The sequence below is a fragment of the Xanthomonas campestris pv. badrii genome (assembly GCF_012848175.1).
Classification (GTDB): domain Bacteria; phylum Pseudomonadota; class Gammaproteobacteria; order Xanthomonadales; family Xanthomonadaceae; genus Xanthomonas; species Xanthomonas campestris_C.
Window position 1 is genome coordinate 4,554,287 of sequence record NZ_CP051651.1, and the last position, 17,799, is coordinate 4,572,085.

The following is a 17,799-nucleotide window of genomic DNA, read 5'->3' on the forward strand; positions in this document are numbered from 1 at the left end:
GCGCGATGTCTCACGTCGGGAACGGCACGGCACGCAGCAATGCGGCGACCACGTCGTCGGCCGTGCGTTGTTCGGCTTCGGCGGCGAACGAGAGCAACAGGCGATGGCGCATCACCGGCGCCGCAAGCGCCACCACGTCTTCGCGGGTGGCTGCAAAGCGGCCGTGCAGCAGTGCGCGCGCCTTGGACGCCAGCACCAGCGACTGCCCCGCACGTGGGCCGGCGCCCCATTTGATCCACTGGCGCACCTCGTCGCTGGCCTGCGGGCCGGGACGGCTGGCACGCACCAGGCGGTTGATCCAGGTCAGCAACTCCGCGCCCACATGCACTTGCCGCACGTGCTGCTGCAGCGCCTGCACGCTGGCCGCGTCCATCACCTTGGGCACCTGCGCGCTGGCGCTGCCGGTGGTCTGGCTGAGGATGTCGCGCTCTTCCTGTTCGCTGGGGTAGCCCACCCGCACATGCAGCAAGAAGCGATCCAGCTGCGCTTCCGGCAACGGGTAGGTGCCGGCCTGTTCGATCGGGTTCTGCGTGGCCAGCACGAAGAACGGCGCCGGCAACGCATAGGTGGTGCCGGCATAACTGACGGTGCGCTCGCTCATCGCCTCCAGCAGCGCCGCCTGGGTCTTGGGCGGGGTGCGATTGAGCTCGTCGGCCAGCAGCAGGTTGGTGAAGATCGGCCCCTGCTGGAAACGGAAATGCCGGTGCCCGGTGCCGTGGTCTTCTTCCAGCAACTCGGTGCCCAGGATGTCGCTGGGCATCAGGTCGGGGGTGAACTGCACGCGGCGGAACTGCAGCTCCAGCGCCTGTCCCAGCGAGCGCACCAGCAGCGTCTTGCCCAGGCCGGGCGCGCCTTCCAGCAGGCAGTGGCCGCCGGCCAGCAGGCCGATCAGCAGCTGCTGCACCACCGCGTCCTGGCCCACCACCGCCTGGGCCAGGGCCGCGCGCAACGTGCCCAGCTGGGACAGCTGCGCGGCGAGGATGTCGTGGTTGGGGGCATTCATATGGGAGATCTCGTTGGATGGCTGCTGATGTAGGAGCGCGCCTGCACGCGATGCTTCACAAGTGCATTTTCATCGCGTGCAAGCGCGCTCCAATATGTCGATCAAAAAGCATGGCGATCGACATGCGGCGATCAATTGGTCAATGCATACATCACGATGTTCACGGCGAACTTGGTGTTGTCTTCGGCCAGGAAGCGTTTGTTGCGCCAGTCGTAATCCCATTCGCAGCCGTAATCCTTGTTGCTGTAGAGCACCCCCAGGCGGCCATCGATGTGGATGCCCTTGAGATAATCGTGCACCAGGTCGTCGCCCCAGCCGTTGAGCTCGAAGCTGGTCGCCGGCGGGCCATCGGGGAAGGTGAAGAAGGCGCTGTAGAGCCGATGGTTCTTGGGCAGTTTCTGCAGCGCGCGCTTGCCGAAGATCGAGGTCATCTGCGCTTCGAACGAGGTGGCGAACAAACCATCGATATCGTGGTTGCAATCGTCCACGAACACGAAGCCGCCGTTGCGTACATAGCGCTCGAAATTGCGCCGCTCGGCCGGGTTGAACTCCACCAGCTTGTGCCCGGACAGATAGCAGAACGGCGCCTGCAACATGCGTGGGTCGGCCAGATCCAGCACATGTTCCTGCGGATCCACGCGCAGCTGGGTGTAGTCGATCAACGAGGTGATCAGATTGGACGGCATGCGCGCATCCACATCCCAATCCCCGGAGTCGTAGCGCAACCGGGTAAACCAGAAATCGTAATTGCCGGCCGCCCACGCGCGCCGCGGCAGCGCCAACGCAGCGGCGCTACCGAACAACAGGCCAAGGACATGGCGACGCGTCGCGGACGCCGCAGAGGCCGGCAGGCCGGTAATGGGAGGTGTGGGAAAAGCATCGGGCTGCGGAGAGCTCGCTTGGCTCTCCGAATCCCCAATCCCCAATCCCCAAGCCCGGCCCTCAGTCACACCGCATCCGACAACGAGGTAAACGTGAAATCACGCAGCCGCATCGGCGGAATCATCATCACGAAGTTGGATTCGTCGCCGGCCACGCGCACCGGCTTGCCCAGCTCGTCGATGTTGTTGAGCATGATCACTGGCGATTCGTTGAAGCGGAAGTTCTTCACCGGGTACTTGATCTGGCCGTTCTCGATGTAGAAGGTGCCGTCGCGGGTGAGCCCGGTCAGCAGCACGGTCTGCGGGTCGACCATGCGGATGTACCAGGTCCGCGTGACCAGGATGCCTTTCTCGGTACCACGCACCAGCTCGGCGATGCTCTTCTCGCCGCCGGCCATCAGCAGATTGCCCGGTTCGCCGACCGCGCGCTTGCCGTTCTTCTGCGCCCAGAAGCGCGAATACTGCAGGTTGGCGATCTTGCCGTTTTCCACGATGGCCATCTTCTCGCGCGGCAGGCCTTCTTCGTCCCACGGCAGCACCGCCGCACGCGGGTCCCACGGATCGGCGGTGATGTTCACGCGCGGGTCGTAGACCTGCTCGCCGAGCTTGTTGCCGCCGCCCTTCTTGGACAGGAAGCTGCGCCCCTCATCGGCGCGGCGTGCGTCGAAGAAATTCATCATGAAGGAGATCAGCCCCGCTGCCGCGGCCGGCTCCAGGATCACGGTGTACTTGCCCGGCTCCAGCGCCTTGGCCTCGGCCGAATCGCTGGCCTTGCGCATGGCGATGCGGATGTCCTGCTCGGCCTTGAAGTCGGCGGCGTCTTTCAGATTGCGGCCCACCCAGCCCGAGCCACGGCCGTCTTCGGTGCGCACGGTGCAGGTGTAGTCGAAGCGCGCACCGCGCTGATAGCCGAAGTTGCCCTTGCTGTTGGCGAACGCGGTGAAGCTCTGGCCATCTTCCAGGAAGCCTGCGGCGATCAGGCCCTTGCCCTTGCATGGGGCGATCGAATCGGCCGCCACCTGCGCGCGGAACGCCGGATCGACCGCTGCGGTGGATTCGCTGAAGGTGGGGCTGGGCCTGTAGGTCTGCTTGTCAACCGCCGGCATGAACTCCGGGTTCTCCGGCGCCAGCCGCGCCAGGTCTTCGGCGCGACGCACCACCCGTTCCAGCGAGGCGTCGTCGAACTCGTTGATCGTGGCCACGCCCACGCGCTTGCCGAACGCCACCTGCACCTGCAGGTCGGTGTTGTCGACGATGCCGCTGGTGGAGACGTTGTTGAGCGCGAAACGGATATTGCCGTCGATCGAGCCGCTAAGGGTGGCGGTGCACTCGTCGGCCTTGGACAGCTTGATGACCTTGTCCAGAATGACCTTGGCCTGCGCTTCGGTAAGGATGCTCATGTGGGTTTCTCCTGTCAGCCGAGCGAGCGGGCGGTGCTGATGACGTTGATGCCATCGAAGCGGGCGGTGGACGAACCATGCGAGACCGCCGAGACCTGGCTCGGCTGGCCCTTGCCGTCGAAGAACGAACCGCCCAGGCGGTAGTCGCGCTGGTCGGCCACGGCGCTGCAGGCGTTCCAGAATTCCGGCGTGCGGATCTGGTAGGCCACGTCTTCGAGCATGCGGGTGATGGCGCCGTTCTTGATCTCGTAGAACAGCTGGCCACCGAACTGCGCGTTGTAGCGCTGCTGGTCGATGGAGAACGAACCGTCACCGATGATGTAGATGCCGTTTTCCACGTTCTTGATCAGATCGCTCACGCTCAGCGGCGTCTTGCCGGCGGCCAGCGACACATTGGCCATGCGCTGGAACTGCACGCTGGACCACGAATCGGCATAGCAGCAACCATCGGAGGCGGTCTTGCCCAGGATATGCGCCTGGTCGCGGATGGCCTGGTAGTCCACCAGCTTGCCGTCGCGGATCAGGTCCCACTGCTTGGTCTTGACGCCTTCATCGTCGTAGCCCACCGCGCCCAGGCTGCCTGCTTGCGTCTTGTCGGCGAGGATATGCACCTTGTCGCTGCCGTACTGGAAGCCGGCCTTGAGCTTGTCCAGCGTGGCAAAGCTGGTGCCGGCATAGTTGGCTTCGTAGCCGAGCACACGGTCCAGCTCCAGCGGATGGCCCACCGACTCGTGGATGGTCAGCCAGGTATGCGAGGGGTCCAGCACCAGGTCGTACTTGCCCGGCTTCACCGACGGTGCCTTGAGCTTTTCCTGCGCCTGCCTGGCCGCCGCGATCGCATCTTCCTTCATGTCGTAGGACATGCCGTAATTCACTACGCCATTGGGCGAGACGAACTTGCCCGAGGCGGCGCCATCCAGGTATTCGTAGCCCAGGCCCATCGGCGCGGACAGGCCATCGCGGGTGCGGAACTTGCCGCTGGCCTTGTCGATGGCGGTCACGCTCATCGGCGCCCAGATGCGGTGCACGTCCTGGTCGATGTAGGAGCCGTCGGTGCTGGCGAAATACTTCTGTTCGTTGACCACGAACAGCATCGAGTTGACGAAGTTGGCACCGGCCGCGGTGGCTGCGGCGTTGACGCCGAGCAGCAGGTCCACCTTGTCCTTGATCGGCACTTCCATCGCGTTCTTCTTGATCGGCGTCTTCCAGCTGACTTCACCCACACCCGGCGTCGGCGCCAGTTGCACCGGCGTGCCCTGCACCTTGGCATTGGCCTTGGCGATCGCCGCGGCCTGCGCGGCCGCCTTGGCCACGCCCTGTTCGGTCAGCTCGTTGGTGGCCGCAAAGCCCCAGGCCCCGCCCACGATCACGCGGATGCCGGCACCGATGGACTCGGTGTTGACCACGTTCTGCACCTTGTCCTCGCGGGTGATCACGAACTGGCGCAGATAGCGGCCAATGCGCACGTCGCAATAGCTCGCTCCGGCCTGACGCGCAGCGTTCAAGCCGGCATCGGCCAGGCGCTTCTTGCGGCCCACATCGAAGGGTGTCAACAACTGCTCGGCGGCAATCGCCTTACCGAAATAGGCAGGCACGATCAACCCGCCCATGGTCAGCCCGGTGAGGGCCAGGAAATCACGTCGCTGCACGGCAACTCCCCAATAGTCCCGCGCGGCGCGCAGGTAGTGTGGTGACGCGCAGACGGCGCTGCACGCGGTGTCCCCGATTCTTGCCGGGCGATGATTGCTGCGTCAAATGACTTTCGGCAGGGGTGCAGCGGCAATCGCTGTGCTCGTCTGAATCGATTGGCACAGAGACCTGCATGGAAGTCTGGCGAGCGAGGCTGGTTGCGTGCACTGGATGCTTCGCGCGGGAACATGTGGTGGATGTCATGCATGCTCGCCCTATTCACGATGATGCGATGCCGTCGTGCCATCACGCTCAATCGCTGCTGCCCGGGTTCAGAGCGGCTGACAAACTGTGTGGGCGATCTGCGCTCTGGCTGCAGAGCCCTTGCCCGCCCACAATCGCGGGACACGCCGCAAGTACGTCCATGTAGGCTCTTACGCGGCATCCATACCGCGTAAGGTCCCGCGACGGTGGGCGTGCAAGGACCAGTCGAGAGTGTCGGTACGCATAGTGAGAGCAAAGCATGACGTGCGCCGTTTGAAGAGCGCCGCGGATCACCTTCGCAGCGCAAGGCGATCAACCTGAGGATTCAAAAAAAAAAGCAACCGACTCACTCTCTGGTGCGGTGTCCTCGCCGATTGCGGGACCGTGTGGCGGCATGGATGCCGCCACCGAGCCTACAGGGACGTACTTGCGGCGTGTCCCGCGAGCGGCGAGGGCACCGCGCACTCGACTGACCAAGCTTTTGATCGCACCCAACAACGCTAAGAATCGACATCATAATGAGCTGCTCTCAGCCCAACGACCGCGCGGTATTGATCACGTTGATGCCATCGAAGCGCGCGGTGGACGAGCCATGCGAGACCGCCGACACCTGGCTGGGCTGGCCCTTGCCGTCGAAGAACGAGCCACCCAGGCGGAAGTCGCGCTCATCGCAAACCGCGCTGCAGGCGTTCCAGAATTCCGGCGTGCGGATCTGGTAGGCACCGTCTTCCACCAGGCGCGTGACTTGGCCGTTCTCGATCTCGTAGAACAATTGCCCGCCGAACTGCGCGTTGTAGCGCTGTTGATCGATCGAATACGACCCGCGCCCGTGGATGTACAGCCCGCGCTCGACGTTCTTGATCATCTCGGCCACCGCCAGCGGTGTCTTGCCCGGCGCCAGCGACACATTGGGCATGCGCTGGAACTGCACGTTGGACCACGAATCGGCGTAGCTGCAGCCATCCGAAGCCGTCTTGCCGAGCAGATGGGCCTGGTCGCGCGTGCATTGGTAGTCGACCAGGATGCCGTCCTTCACCAGCTCCCACTGCTTGGTCTTGACCCCTTCATCGTCGTAGCCCACCGCGCCCAGGCTGCCCGGCTGCGTCTTGTCGGCAACAAAGGTCACCGCATCGCTGCCCCACCGGAACTTCGCATCGCGCTTGTCCAGCGTGGCGAAACTGGTGCCGGCGTAGTTGGCCTCGTAGCCGAGCACGCGATCGAGCTCGAGCGGGTGGCCCACCGACTCGTGGATGGTGAGAAACAGATTGCTCGGGTCGATCACCAGGTCGTACTTGCCCGCCTTCACCGATGGCGCGGTGAGCTTGGCGCGTGCCTGCCTGGCGGCGGCGATGGCGTCTTCGCGGGCATCGTAGCTTTTCCCATAGCCGACAAGCCCGCCGGGCAGTGCGTGCTTCTCGCGCGCGTCGCCATCCAGGTATTCGTAGCCCATGCCCATCGGCGAAGACAGCCCGTCGCGGGTGCGGAACTTGCCGCTGGCCTTGTCCACCGCGGTCACGGTGAACGGTAGCCACAGCCGGTGCACGTCCTGGTCGATATAGGACCCGTCGCTGCTGGCGAAATACTTCTGCTCGTTGATGGCGAACATGCGCGAGGCCACGAAGGTGGCGCCAGCATTCAACGCGGCCGCATTGACATCCATCAGCAGGGCCACCTTGTCCTGCAGCGGCACCTCCATCGCGTTCTTCCTGATCGGCGTGCGCCAGCGCACTTCACCGGCCGGCGTCACCGGTGCCAGCTGCACTGGCGTGCCGCCCAGCCGTGCATTGGCCTTGGCAATCGCCACCGCTTGCCGCGTGGCGGTCGCCACGCCATCAGTGGTGAGCGCATTGGTGGCGGCAAAGCCCCACGCACCATCGGCCAGCACGCGCACGCCCACGCCGCTGGATTCGGCGTTGACCACGTTCTCCACCTGCGCCTCGCGGGTGATCACGAACTGGCGCAGGTAGCGGCCCACCCGCACATCGCAATAGCTGGCGCCTGCGGCCTTGGCAGTAGTGAGCGCGGTATCGGACAAGCGCCGGTTGCGTGCTGCATCGGCTGGCGCAAGCAGCTGCTCGGCCGCGATCAGCCGCGTATGGGGCAGCAGCAGCCCGGCGGCGCCGATGCCGGATAAAGCGAGAAAGGTACGACGGTCCACGTGGCGTTCTCCGCTGAGGCGACGCACGCAGTGCTGCACACGTGCCAAACCCAGAGGGTGGCGCACAGGCCTGAAATTGGTCAAGTGACAAGTGCCCCGCGCGCCGCGCAGACGACCAGCCCGGCTGGCACCGCCTGCGCGGCGTGTGCTGCGCGACAGTGTTGTCACCGCCTTTCGGGTTCCGCAGCAGACGGGTGAAGCTGCGCACTCCATCACTTCTTGAAGTCGGTGGGCCGCTCCAGCTGGTAGATCGCCTCACCCAAATCTTCCAGCTTGCCGGCAAGGATGGCTTGCGCATCATAGACACCGCGGTTGTAGAAGTACGCACCGACTTCTTCGGCAAAGAAATCGAGCAGGAACTCGGCATCGAAACGCCCGATCTGCTGTTTGGTTCTTCGGTGAAATACAGCTGGATCTTGCGGGTGATCGCCGCCCGTTCGCTTTCGGTGAATTTGATGTTCATTGGCATTGTGTGATTGGGCAGCGAGACGGCCGACCTGCCTGTAAAGCGTCAAGGTACCCAGACCCGCCGATGCCCGGGTTGACCCAAAGGGCAGGATCGGCGGCGGGTAAGGCAACTGCAACCGCTGAACCCGCTGGCCAAGTAACCATCACCGATCACCCGGGGCTCAATCGAAATGGATGATCCGCAACGCGCGTAACGAGGCCGCTGCCTGCGCAGGCGGTAACGCAAGCGCTTCTCGAAAGAGTTGCGCGGACACCTTGCAGCGCTGCGGTTGCGACCAAGTGGCCCACTCGACCGGGCCCGGCTGTGATGCGAGCGCGTTCCAGAACAGGGTGTTATAGCGCAAGCGCACGGCCTGCTCTTGTGCGTCGGATACCGTATGTTGCGGTGCCTGCACTGCGGTACGGGCGATCAAATCCGCTAGCAGGTCGCGCACGCGTGCACGGGTCTCCTCGTCCTGCGGGCGCTCACCGTTATCCAGCAAGGTGTTGCATTGCGCCTTGTCCTGGGTGCGCACGGCGTCATCCCAGAGCGCCGCGATGCCTCGGCCCCAGCGGGCCATGTCGGCATCGCTCGAGCGTCCAAAGGCGAATGCCGTCATTTCGGCGTAGAGCCTGCGCAACCAGGCAGTTGCAATGTCCTTGTCCTTGGCAAGCAACGCCTGGCGAATCGACGGTGCGCGCTGCAGGACCTGGTCCGGCTGCTTGGCCGCATACGCCAGGTAAGCGCGCCAGGAGGCGTCGCTGGCGCCCATCTGGTGCAAGGCGCCGGCCATGGCAATGGCAGCACGCGTCGCGGGCTTGCCATGCGCATCCAGGATACGCACGCCGACACCGCCTTCGACCAATTCGGTGGCATCGATCCAAGCCATCGAGCTGGGCGGCGTATGGCTGCGTTTGGACAGCAAGTCAGGCCCGAACCCAGCACGCAGCAGGATGGCGCGCGATTGCGCATCCCCTTGCGCCAGCGCAGATTCGCGCCATTCCTTGGGCGCGTTACCCAGCATCCTGTTCTGGTGCAACCCGATGGAGCCTCGCAGGCCGAGCTCGCGCTCGGGCGATGCGGCCCACAGCAAACTGCAGGCGCTGGCGCAATAGTCATCCACACGCACCACCACGTCGCGGGCACGGACGATCTTGGCCACTTCAAGTGCGTCGCCGACCAACCCGCCGCCGCTGCGGATATCGATCCGCTGCAGATGCGGCGCACGCGCCATAGCGGCCTTGAAGTCATCGATGAAATTCGCCGCGATACTACCGTCGATGCTTAGCACCCGCTTGTCCGCACTCAGCACCATGCGCGCGTCTGGATCCTGGTGACGTGCACGATCGTTACTCACTACCTGATAGAGCAATGCAGCAATCAATGGCAGTGCCAAGATCAGCAACCACACCGACGTCCACGCGCGCGAGGGACCGTAGCCGGGGTCGCGTTTGATCGCGATACCCAGCACCGTTGCAGTCGATAGCAGCGATGCAGCAAACAGACTCAGATGCCAGGCCAGCGGCAATGGCGGGCGCCCGGGAATGTGGAAACCCCATAACGGCAGCGCAACCCCAAGGACCAGACAGCCGAACAGTGCGAGTGCCCCCAAGACGGGCAGCCACGGTGTCATGCGCGGGCTCCAGCGGCGTCCGAGCGAGGTCCACGCGGTTTCGCCAGGGCGCCAGGACATGGTGTCGGCACGATAGCGGCCACGTCCGAATTCGGCGTGCACCTGGGCCATCTCCCACACACCGAGATAGCCCCGCCTGTCGCGTAAATGCAGGTGTTGCATGCTCATCGCATCCAGCGCACCAGCGCCACCAATGCCATCGCCGAGATGCCGGCCACCACATACAGAATGATCTGCCAGCGGCCTGTCGGCCGGTGCGTGACCACCCAGCCCGCCCTCAAGTCCCAGGAGGTCTTGCCTGCGTTGATCAGTTTCACGAGCGCAAACAACTGCGTCATCATGCTGATCAACGGCACGCACAGGCCCATGCCGAATACGAACACCCGTCCCTCGCGGCGGAGCGCATCAGCAAAGCCCAGCGCATATCCATCCGCACGCAGAACGCGGATGCCGAACAGCCACTTGCCGGGCGTCGTGCCGCATAGGCCGATCCAGATGGCAAGCACTGGCATCAGCAACACGCTTGTCAGGATGCCGGAGAGCAATGCCTTGCTGGAGACCGGCGCCACCAGCGCCGAATACAGCGGCGGGCTGATCGTACCCACGACACTACCGATGGAAAACCATAGCAGCAGGCCGAGCGTGAAGGTGTCGAAGCTGCGCGCAAAACAGCGACGCCATGGATGCGCACGGATGTCTTGCCAGCCATCGGCATACACGTGCAGCACTGGCGCGTCGGCCGGAAGCGCAAGCTGTGGCCGGCTGATCGTCGCCAGGAAGTCGGTGGCGTCGAAGTTGCGTGCAGCCGCTGTGCTGCCATCGGCTTGCCCGGCATGCAGCGCCACCAAGCTCACTGCGCTATCAGGGATCGGTGGCGGAGTGGCTTGCGACAGCGAGCAGCGCGCGTAGGGCTCCCAGCCCGCCATGCCTGCCGTCCACATCAGCGTGTCCGCGTGGATACGCCCTTCGGCAAACCACGCCTGTGCCTGCATCCGGGTCGCCCCGATGGATGCTCCATTTTCCTGGGCATACCAATACTGCTCCATGTGCAGGGCACTCATTGCGTCGACGCGGTTGATGCAAGCGATAGCGGCAGGACAGCAGGCAACTTGAGGCTCAGTGCGCGTCTGCGGTGATCGAAAGCCGGGTCGCGGCGGGCAGCCAACGGTGATCTGCCCGCAATGCTCCACACTCATCTGCCTCTTTTATCAAGCATTCGCGCTGCGCAATGGTCCGATTGGCGTAAACAGGTATCCCGCCGCGCGGATCTTCGTCAAGGCCTGTACTGCCAGTACCGCGAAACACACATATTTAAGCAGCGGGATGATTGCGCACAGCACCATCGCGCCGGTAACGAATGACGACCAACCCAGTGCGGTCGCAGTGAGGTAACCGCCATACGCGCCGCAGCCGACTGCCAGCACGCTCAGTGCCATGCAAACGATGGTGGTAACGGTCCCCACGCCTGCCGTGGCGGTCATCGCGACCGCAGTGCCAAAGCTCAACCCGGCCGCCAGGCATGCCAACAGGATCCAGCGCAGCCCACTGACGGCATCTCTGGCATCGGCCTGCTGCTTGTGGGATTTATTGAAAGACAGATTGCTGACGTCCATGATCTTTTCTCTTGAAGGTGCCTTGCTGCCCCGAGCGGTGACAGCATTCAGTACGGCGTGGAGATGAGGCGGATGCTGCGCAAGACACCTGATGCTGAGTGCGCGCACCACTGTGCATGTGGGAGGTGCTGCTCCCGCAGGCTTTATCGCATTTTTGTCAAGCGCTCGACGATTTCTTCAGCATGCGTTTCGATCAGGCCTTCCGAGGTACCCCACGCCGATGTATTGGTCGATTCCACATCGAATGCGGCCACCGTCTTGCCGGCATCCTTGACTTCGATGGAGGTCTTGACCTTGTCACGTCCGGCCATGATGCCGGCCCAGAACCGTGCACCGTTGCTGCGCATGTAGTAGTGGGTAACGCGGATGTCCAGTTCACGCGCTCCCGGCGCACCTTGCACGCCGCGCAGTTTGGCCTCGCCGAGCTTGGCATCGAGCTGACGTCGAAACATCGCCATACTCGCAGCATCGGTATCCTCGTTTCCCTTGATCTCGTACCAATACGTGGTAGCAGCGTCGGCCTTGTAGCTCTGGCGGACCACGCTGTTGGTAGAGCAGGCGCACAGCAATGCAGCGCTCGTCATCGCGAGCGCCCAACCAATCTTCTTCATTTATATCCCCGGTGGAATCCATTCGAGCCAGCCACTTGCCGGCTGGCAACCAAGCGTAGCAAAGCAGACGGCTGTCGCATGTCGGGGGAATTCTGACGGCTATCCGCGGACGTTTGAATCCTTGACGATGGCGTCGCGCCCGGGGATTGAACGTCGTATCGTTGCCTGTGTCCCCTTGGCGCCCCAGGGCGTCCTGTGATTGATGCGTCTTCTATCGCGCTTGCGCCTCGAATCGTCCTTCGCGTGTTGCAATCACGCGGTAGCCGTCAGTTCTTTGGTGCGCTGATAGATGCAACTTGCGATTCCTGCCCAAAGCGATGGGCAAGCGACAAATGCGGCCAAGGAAGCCAATGAGTCGAATGGCCCTGAAGAAGCATGCATCAAGCGCAGGAGTAGACAAAGGCTTGCCACAATTGCTGCTCCAGCGATTCCCGCAACATAAGGATGTGCATGCTTCAGACCAGGAACAAAGTGCAGCGTTGGGGTGCCCAAAAGAACAAAGAAAGGTGAGCCAATGCCGAATGCGAAAAAACAGTAGTACAGAAAAAATGTAGGCGCCGCTCCACCGCTGCCCGACATTGCCAGAATAAGAGCAATGAGGAAGCCGCTCAGAATCGTCGCAGCGACGCATGACAACAGCACCGAACCCAAAAAAACCAAGCTCCCTTTTATTGCGTGTGCGGTTGCGAGCAAGGCGTCTCTCACGCAGGTTACCTCAAAGAAAGATGATGAGCTCGCTCAGCAAGTTGGTTCCGCGATGAGGAGGCAATCGGCAGGAGACAGGTGGAAGCTCAGGTCTTGCTTGATGCACAGCTTCTCGTTGGAATGCGCGAACCGGAGATCGCCACGTATCGCTCCACCGTGTGCACGCGTGCATCAGATACCTGAGATCTTTGGCCGCTTCAACCGGCATCCATGCCAATGCGGTGTTCGGCGCCGGGTAAACAGACACCCGCAGGACGCGGGTGTCTATGGGTAACACATGACTGCTGGTTTCTACGGCAAAGGCGTAGGCTTATGCCTTGTCCGCCTCCAGGTGATAGCGCGTGGCCTCGGCCACTTCGTTCTTCGAGCCCAGGAACACCGGTACGCGCTGGTGCAGCTGGGTCGGCTGGATGTCCAGGATGCGCTCGCGCCCGGTGGTGGCGGCGCCGCCAGCCTGTTCCACCAGCATGCCCATCGGGTTGGCTTCGTACATCAGGCGCAGCTTGCCGGGCTTGCTCGGGTCCTTCTTGTCCCAGGGGTAGATGAAGATGCCGCCGCGGGTGAGGATGCGATGCACGTCGGCCACCATGCTGGCGATCCAGCGCATGTTGAAGTCCTTGCCGCGTGCGCCGTCCTTGCCGGCCAGCAGGTCGCCCACATAGGCCTGCATCGCCGGCTCCCAGTGGCGCTGGTTGGACATGTTGATGGCGTATTCGGCGGTGTCCTCGGGCACGCGCATGTCGCGCTGGGTCAGCAGGAAGCTGCCTTCCTCGCGCTCCAGGGTGAAGGCGTGGGTGCCGTGGCCGAGGGTGAGTACCAGCATGGTGCTGGGGCCGTAGATGCAGTAGCCGGCGGCCACCTGCTGGGTGCCTGGCTGCAGGAAGTGTTCATCGCCGGGCTTTTCGGTGCCCTTGGGCGCACGCAGCACCGAGAAGATGGTGCCCACCGAGACATTGACGTCGATGTTGGAGCTGCCGTCCAGCGGGTCGAACAGCAGCAGGAAATCGCCGCTGGGGTATTGGTCGGGCACCGGCTGACTGTGATCCATTTCTTCGGAGGCGCATGCGGCCAGATGGCCGCCCCAGGCATTGGCTTCGAGCAGGATGTCGTTGCTCAGCACATCGAGCTTTTTCTGTGCCTCGCCCTGCACGTTGCCGGTACCGGCATCGCCGAGCACGCCGCCCAGGGCGCCCTTGCTCACGGCAATGGAGATGCGCTTGCAGGCGCGCGAGACGATGGTGATCAGCTGGCGCAGTTCCGCATCGATACGGCCGGCGTGTTGTTCTTCGATCAGGAAGCGGGTCAGCGAGGGACGCGACATGGAGCGGGCAGCCTGTTGTAGGAAGTGGGCCGCCATTGTCGCCATTGCGCCGTTAGATTTCGATCACTTGCTGCGCGGTTTGTAGCGTGGCTGATCGAATTTGTGCGAATGGGCGGTGGGAGCGGAACGCTTCATGGCGCTGAGGTGCCCCCATCCGCCCTTCGGGCACCTTCCCCCGCGGGCGGGGGAAGGGAGCGGCGGCTGCGGGCACAAAAAACCGGGAGGCTTGCGCGCTCCCGGTCTGCCGTACGTCGATGCCGCCGCACGCAGCGGCGGGGCCGCTTACATGCGGCTGACGGTCGCCACGGCCTGGGCCACGTAGTCCAGGTTGCGCTGGCTCAGTGCGGCCACGCAGATGCGGCCGGTGCCCACCGCGTAGATCGCGAACTCCTCGCGCAGGCGGTCCACCTGGGTCTTGGTCAGTCCCGAGTACGAGAACATGCCGGCCTGGCGCTGGATGAAGTCGAACTCCGGCGCGCCCAGCGTGGCGAGTTTGTCCACCAGCCCTGCGCGCAGGGCGTGGATGCGTTCACGCATTTCGGTGAGTTCCTGCTCCCACAGATCGCGCAGTTCCGGGCTGGTCAGCACGCCGGCCACCAGCGCGGCGCCGTGCGTGGACGGGCTGGAATAGATGGTGCGGATGATGCGCTTGACCTGCGACTGCACCGCCTTGGCTTCGGCGGCGGTGGCCGAGACCACCGACAGCGCGCCCACGCGCTCGCCATACAGCGAGAACGACTTGGAATACGAGCTGGCGACCACGTAGCTGTCGATGCCTTCGGCGGCCAGCAGACGTACCGCATACGCATCGGCCTCGATGCCCTTGTCGAAGCCCTGGTAGGCAATGTCGACGAACGGGAACAGGTTGCGTTCCTTCAGCAGCCCGGCCACCTGCTTCCACTGCTCGCGGGTCAGGTCGGCGCCGGTGGGGTTGTGGCAGCAGGCGTGCAGCAGCACCACCGTGCCCGGCTCCAACTTGGCCAGGTCGGCGAGCATGCCGTCGAAGTTCAGGCCATGGCTGGCGGCATCGAAATAGGTGTAGTCCACCACCTCGAAGCCGGCCGCGCCGAACACCGCGCGGTGGTTTTCCCAGCTGGGGTTGCTGATGGCGATGGTAGCGGTGGGCAGCAGCTTCTTGAGCAGATCTGCGCCAACGCGCAATGCGCCGCTGCCGCCGACGGTCTGCGAGGTCGCCACGCGCCCGGACGCCACCAGCGCCGACTCGGCGCCGAACAGCAGTTCCTGGGTGGCCTTGTCGTAGGCGGCCAGGCCGTCGATGGGCAGGTAGCCACGCGGTTTGGCCTCCTGCGCAAGCTGCTGCTCGATCTTGTGCACGGCGCGCAACAGCGGGATGCGCCCGTTTTCGTCGTAATAGATGCCCACGCCCAGGTTGACCTTGGTGGGGCGGCTGTCGGCGTTGTAGGCCTCGGTCAGGCCCAGGATGGGGTCGCCTGGAACCTGTTCCACGTTTGCAAAGAAGGACACGGCATGACTCGCTGAAGGACGAAAGAGTGGGGTACTTCCGGGGTGCTCGGCCGCGGCTGGGCCAAACCACTTCATCGTAGCAGCCCATGGCGGGCGTAGCATGCTTCGTTCCGTACGCAACGATGCGGCCACAGTACGGATACGAGACACTATCCCCATGCCCAGACTCACCCTGTTGGCCGCCGCCTGCGGCCTGTTCGCCACGAGCGCCGCGCCGCTCGTCCTGGCCGCCGATGCGGCGCCTTTGCAGGTCCTCCCCACCGTGCAGGTGGACGCCGCCCGTGTGCACGGGGTGGACGACTTCGACCTGCCGGCCTCGTTCACCGTGGTGGCGGCCGACGACGACAACCGCCGCGGCGCGCAGGTCTCCGAGTTGCTGGACGGCATCCCCGGGCTGGTGGCGCGCGACCGCCAGAATTACGCGCAGGACACCCAGTTGTCGATCCGCGGCTTCGGCGCGCGCTCCACCTTCGGCGTGCGCGGCGTGCGGCTGCTGGTGGACGGCATCCCGGCCAGCATGCCCGATGGCCAGGGCCAGCTGTCGCACTTCAACGTACTGGGCGCTGAGCGGGTGGAAGTGCTGCGCGGGCCGTTTTCGGCGCTGTACGGCAATTCCTCCGGCGGCGTGCTGCAGCTGTGGAGCGCCGACGGCAAGCCGGACGACCCCTGGCGGCTGCGCGCCACCTACGGCAGCAATGCCACCGTCAACGTGGGTGCGCAGTTGCTCGGCCAGCAGGGCGCGGTGCATTACAACCTGGCCGCCAACCATTTCGAGACCGACGGTTTCCGCGACCATAGCCGCGCCAGGCGCGAGTCGGTCAACGCCAAGCTGGGTTTCGATCTGGCGCCCGGCCGCCGGCTGGATCTGGTGCTCAACTATCTGGATGCGCCCGATGCGCAGGACCCGCTGGGCCTGAGCCGCGACCAGTTCAACGCCGACCCGCGCCAGGCCACCGCGGTGGCTACCCAGTTCAACACCCGCAAGTCGGTACGCCAGAGCCAGGCCGGGGCCATCTTTACCCAGCAGTTCGACAGCCAGACGCTGCGGCTGATGGCCTATGGCGGCCAGCGCAGCGTGGAGCAGTTCCTCTCGGTGCCGGTGGCGGTGCAGCGCAACCCGCTGCATGCCGGCGGGGTGATCGATCTGGACAGCAATTACGAAGGTGCCGACGCGCGCTGGGCCTGGCAGGGGCAGGCGCTGGGCCGGCCGCTGCAGCTCACCGTGGGCGCCAACGTCGACCGCCAGCGCCAGCACCGCACCGGCTACGAGAACTTCGTCGGCGATGCGTTGGGTGTGCAGGGTGCGCTACGCCGCAATCAGCGCGACCGGGTCGAAAACGTGGACCAGTTTGCGCAAGCGTGGTGGCAGTGGAGCGAGCGCTGGTCGGCATTGCTGGGTGTGCGCCATAGCCAAGTGCGCTTTGCGTCGGACGACCATTACATCGTGGGCCGCAATCCCGACGACAGCGGCCGGCGCGAGTATTCGGCCACCACGCCGGTGGCCGGCATCGTGTTCCGCGCCACCGACGATCTGCGCTTTTACGCCTCCGCCGGACGCGGCTTCGAAACGCCTACCTTCAACGAGCTGGGCTATCGCAACGATGGCGCGGCCGGGTTGGCGCTGGACCTGGGCGCGGCCACCAGCCGCAATTATGAGATCGGCAGCAAGTGGCGCGCGCAAAGCGGCGCGGCATTGCAGGTGGCGCTGTTTCGCGCCGACACCGACAACGAACTGGCGGTGGCCAGCAACACCAACGGCCGCAGCACCTTCCGCAACATCGGCGCCACCCGCCGCCAGGGCGCGGAGCTGAGCTGGCAGCAACCGCTGGGCACCACCCAGCAGCTGCAGCTGGCCTATACCTTTGTCGACGCCACCGTGCGCGATGGCTACCTCACCTGTGCCAGCAGCGGCTGCGCGGTGCCCACCGCGCCGGTGGCCAGCGGGTCGCGCCTACCCGGCGTGCCGCGTCAGCAGCTGTTTGCGCGCTGGCAATGGCAGCCGATGCAGTGGCAGTTCGCCGCCGAAACGGTGGCCTCCGCTGCCACCGTGGTCAACGACCTGGCCAGTGAGCGTGCGCCCGGCTATGCGTTGGTCAACCTGGAAGCCTCGCGCCGCTGGACCACCGCGCACGGGGCGCTACGCACGTTTGCGCGCCTCGACAACGCGTTGGACCGCCAGTGCGTGGGCTCGGTGATCGTCAACGACGGCAACGGACGCTATTACGAACCCGGCCCGGACCGCACTTACACGGTGGGGCTGCAGTGGGATTTTGGTGGGTGAGCCTGTGGCGGCGGTGCGCGTTCTCCACCGCGCGTGCCGCTTCACCGCGTCTGTTTCATCGCGTACCAGGCAAGCACACTGGTAGCTCAATCGGATCGCTGATCCGGATGCAGGCACCTCGAGCAACGGAAACGCCGCAGCAGATCCGCGCCGGTGTGAGTGAGTCTGGCGGATAAGTCGAGCGTCGTGTGGCCATGCTGGTTTCGGGCATCAGCGGCGCTTGCCTGCTGGTGGTCGCGGTGGTGTCTGGGGCGCCGCCGTTGAAGCCTCGACACCGCCTGCGGGTGCGGGCGCATCGTCTTCTCCTGGATTGACCGGAACCACGCGCTTGTGCGGTCTTGCAGCATGATCCTGGCGCTGCCGGTAA

14 protein-coding genes are annotated in these 17,799 nt (G+C 64.5%); 1 reads left to right on the forward strand and 13 read right to left on the reverse strand.

Translation table 11 applies throughout. The annotated features are described in order from the left end of the window. Positions 1-10 precede the first annotated feature (10 nt). The 13 genes from HG421_RS19315 to HG421_RS19375 form a co-directional block, all read right to left on the reverse strand. Positions 11-1,003, reverse strand: a complete 993-nt coding sequence (locus HG421_RS19315) for an AAA family ATPase (protein ID WP_169707757.1) — start codon at positions 1,001-1,003, stop codon at positions 11-13. 131 nt (positions 1,004-1,134) lie between these two features. Beyond that, on the reverse strand, positions 1,135-1,953 hold the full coding sequence (locus tag HG421_RS19320; protein WP_169707758.1) for a DUF4159 domain-containing protein: 819 nt from the start codon (positions 1,951-1,953) through the stop codon (positions 1,135-1,137). Then, positions 1,950-3,284, reverse strand: a complete 1,335-nt coding sequence (locus HG421_RS19325) for a TldD/PmbA family protein (RefSeq protein ID WP_169707759.1) — start codon at positions 3,282-3,284, stop codon at positions 1,950-1,952. The genes HG421_RS19320 and HG421_RS19325 overlap by 4 nt, the downstream gene beginning before the upstream one ends. Positions 3,285-3,298: 14 nt before the next feature. Beyond that, entirely contained in the window at positions 3,299-4,933 is a 1,635-nt protein-coding gene (locus HG421_RS19330; RefSeq protein WP_169707760.1) for a TldD/PmbA family protein, read from the reverse strand. A 773-nt stretch (positions 4,934-5,706) separates the two neighbouring features. Next, positions 5,707-7,335, reverse strand: a complete 1,629-nt coding sequence (locus HG421_RS19335) for a TldD/PmbA family protein (RefSeq protein WP_169707761.1) — start codon at positions 7,333-7,335, stop codon at positions 5,707-5,709. A gap of 212 nt (positions 7,336-7,547) precedes the next feature. Next, positions 7,548-7,919, reverse strand: a complete 372-nt coding sequence (locus HG421_RS19340) for a DUF2164 domain-containing protein (RefSeq protein ID WP_343204220.1) — start codon at positions 7,917-7,919, stop codon at positions 7,548-7,550. 45 nt (positions 7,920-7,964) lie between these two features. Beyond that, a complete protein-coding gene (locus HG421_RS19345; protein ID WP_248279420.1) occupies positions 7,965-9,578 on the reverse strand; it encodes a hypothetical protein in 1,614 nt (537 codons plus the stop codon). Positions 9,579-9,580: 2 nt separating this feature from the next. Next, entirely contained in the window at positions 9,581-10,612 is a 1,032-nt protein-coding gene (locus HG421_RS19350; RefSeq protein WP_169707763.1) for an RDD family protein, read from the reverse strand. A gap of 12 nt (positions 10,613-10,624) precedes the next feature. After that, a complete protein-coding gene (locus HG421_RS19355) occupies positions 10,625-11,029 on the reverse strand; it encodes a hypothetical protein (protein WP_169707764.1) in 405 nt (134 codons plus the stop codon). Between the two features lie 143 nt (positions 11,030-11,172). Next, the gene (locus HG421_RS19360; RefSeq protein ID WP_169707765.1) at positions 11,173-11,640 is read right to left on the reverse strand and encodes a DUF4410 domain-containing protein; all 468 of its coding nucleotides are present in this window, start codon (positions 11,638-11,640) and stop codon (positions 11,173-11,175) included. 252 nt (positions 11,641-11,892) lie between these two features. Beyond that, complete coding sequence (locus HG421_RS19365; protein WP_169707766.1) at positions 11,893-12,345, reverse strand: hypothetical protein; 453 nt, start codon at positions 12,343-12,345, stop codon at positions 11,893-11,895. A 310-nt stretch (positions 12,346-12,655) separates the two neighbouring features. Next, positions 12,656-13,666, reverse strand: a complete 1,011-nt coding sequence (locus HG421_RS19370; RefSeq protein WP_169707767.1) for a class 1 fructose-bisphosphatase — start codon at positions 13,664-13,666, stop codon at positions 12,656-12,658. Between the two features lie 282 nt (positions 13,667-13,948). Further along, entirely contained in the window at positions 13,949-15,151 is a 1,203-nt protein-coding gene (locus HG421_RS19375; protein WP_169707768.1) for an aromatic amino acid transaminase, read from the reverse strand. 157 nt (positions 15,152-15,308) lie between these two features. On the opposite strand from HG421_RS19375, the gene HG421_RS19380 reads away from it, so the two are divergent. Continuing rightward, entirely contained in the window at positions 15,309-17,432 is a 2,124-nt protein-coding gene (locus tag HG421_RS19380) for a TonB-dependent receptor family protein (RefSeq protein ID WP_169707769.1), read from the forward strand. Positions 17,433-17,799: the final 367 nt, after the last annotated feature.

Bases quoted from the DNA above. Each gene is read 5' to 3' on its own strand.
- HG421_RS19315 (WP_169707757.1), bottom strand. From the start codon at position 1,003: ATGAATGCCCCCAACCACGACATCCTCGCCGCGCAGCTGTCCCAGCTG.
- HG421_RS19325 (WP_169707759.1), bottom strand. From the start codon at position 3,284: ATGAGCATCCTTACCGAAGCGCAGGCCAAGGTCATTCTGGACAAGGTC.
- HG421_RS19345 (WP_248279420.1), bottom strand. From the start codon at position 9,578: ATGCAACACCTGCATTTACGCGACAGGCGGGGCTATCTCGGTGTGTGG.
- HG421_RS19350 (WP_169707763.1), bottom strand. From the start codon at position 10,612: ATGAGTGTGGAGCATTGCGGGCAGATCACCGTTGGCTGCCCGCCGCGA.
- HG421_RS19355 (WP_169707764.1), bottom strand. From the start codon at position 11,029: ATGGACGTCAGCAATCTGTCTTTCAATAAATCCCACAAGCAGCAGGCC.
- HG421_RS19360 (WP_169707765.1), bottom strand. From the start codon at position 11,640: ATGAAGAAGATTGGTTGGGCGCTCGCGATGACGAGCGCTGCATTGCTG.
- HG421_RS19370 (WP_169707767.1), bottom strand. From the start codon at position 13,666: ATGTCGCGTCCCTCGCTGACCCGCTTCCTGATCGAAGAACAACACGCC.
- HG421_RS19380 (WP_169707769.1), top strand. From the start codon at position 15,309: ATGCCCAGACTCACCCTGTTGGCCGCCGCCTGCGGCCTGTTCGCCACG.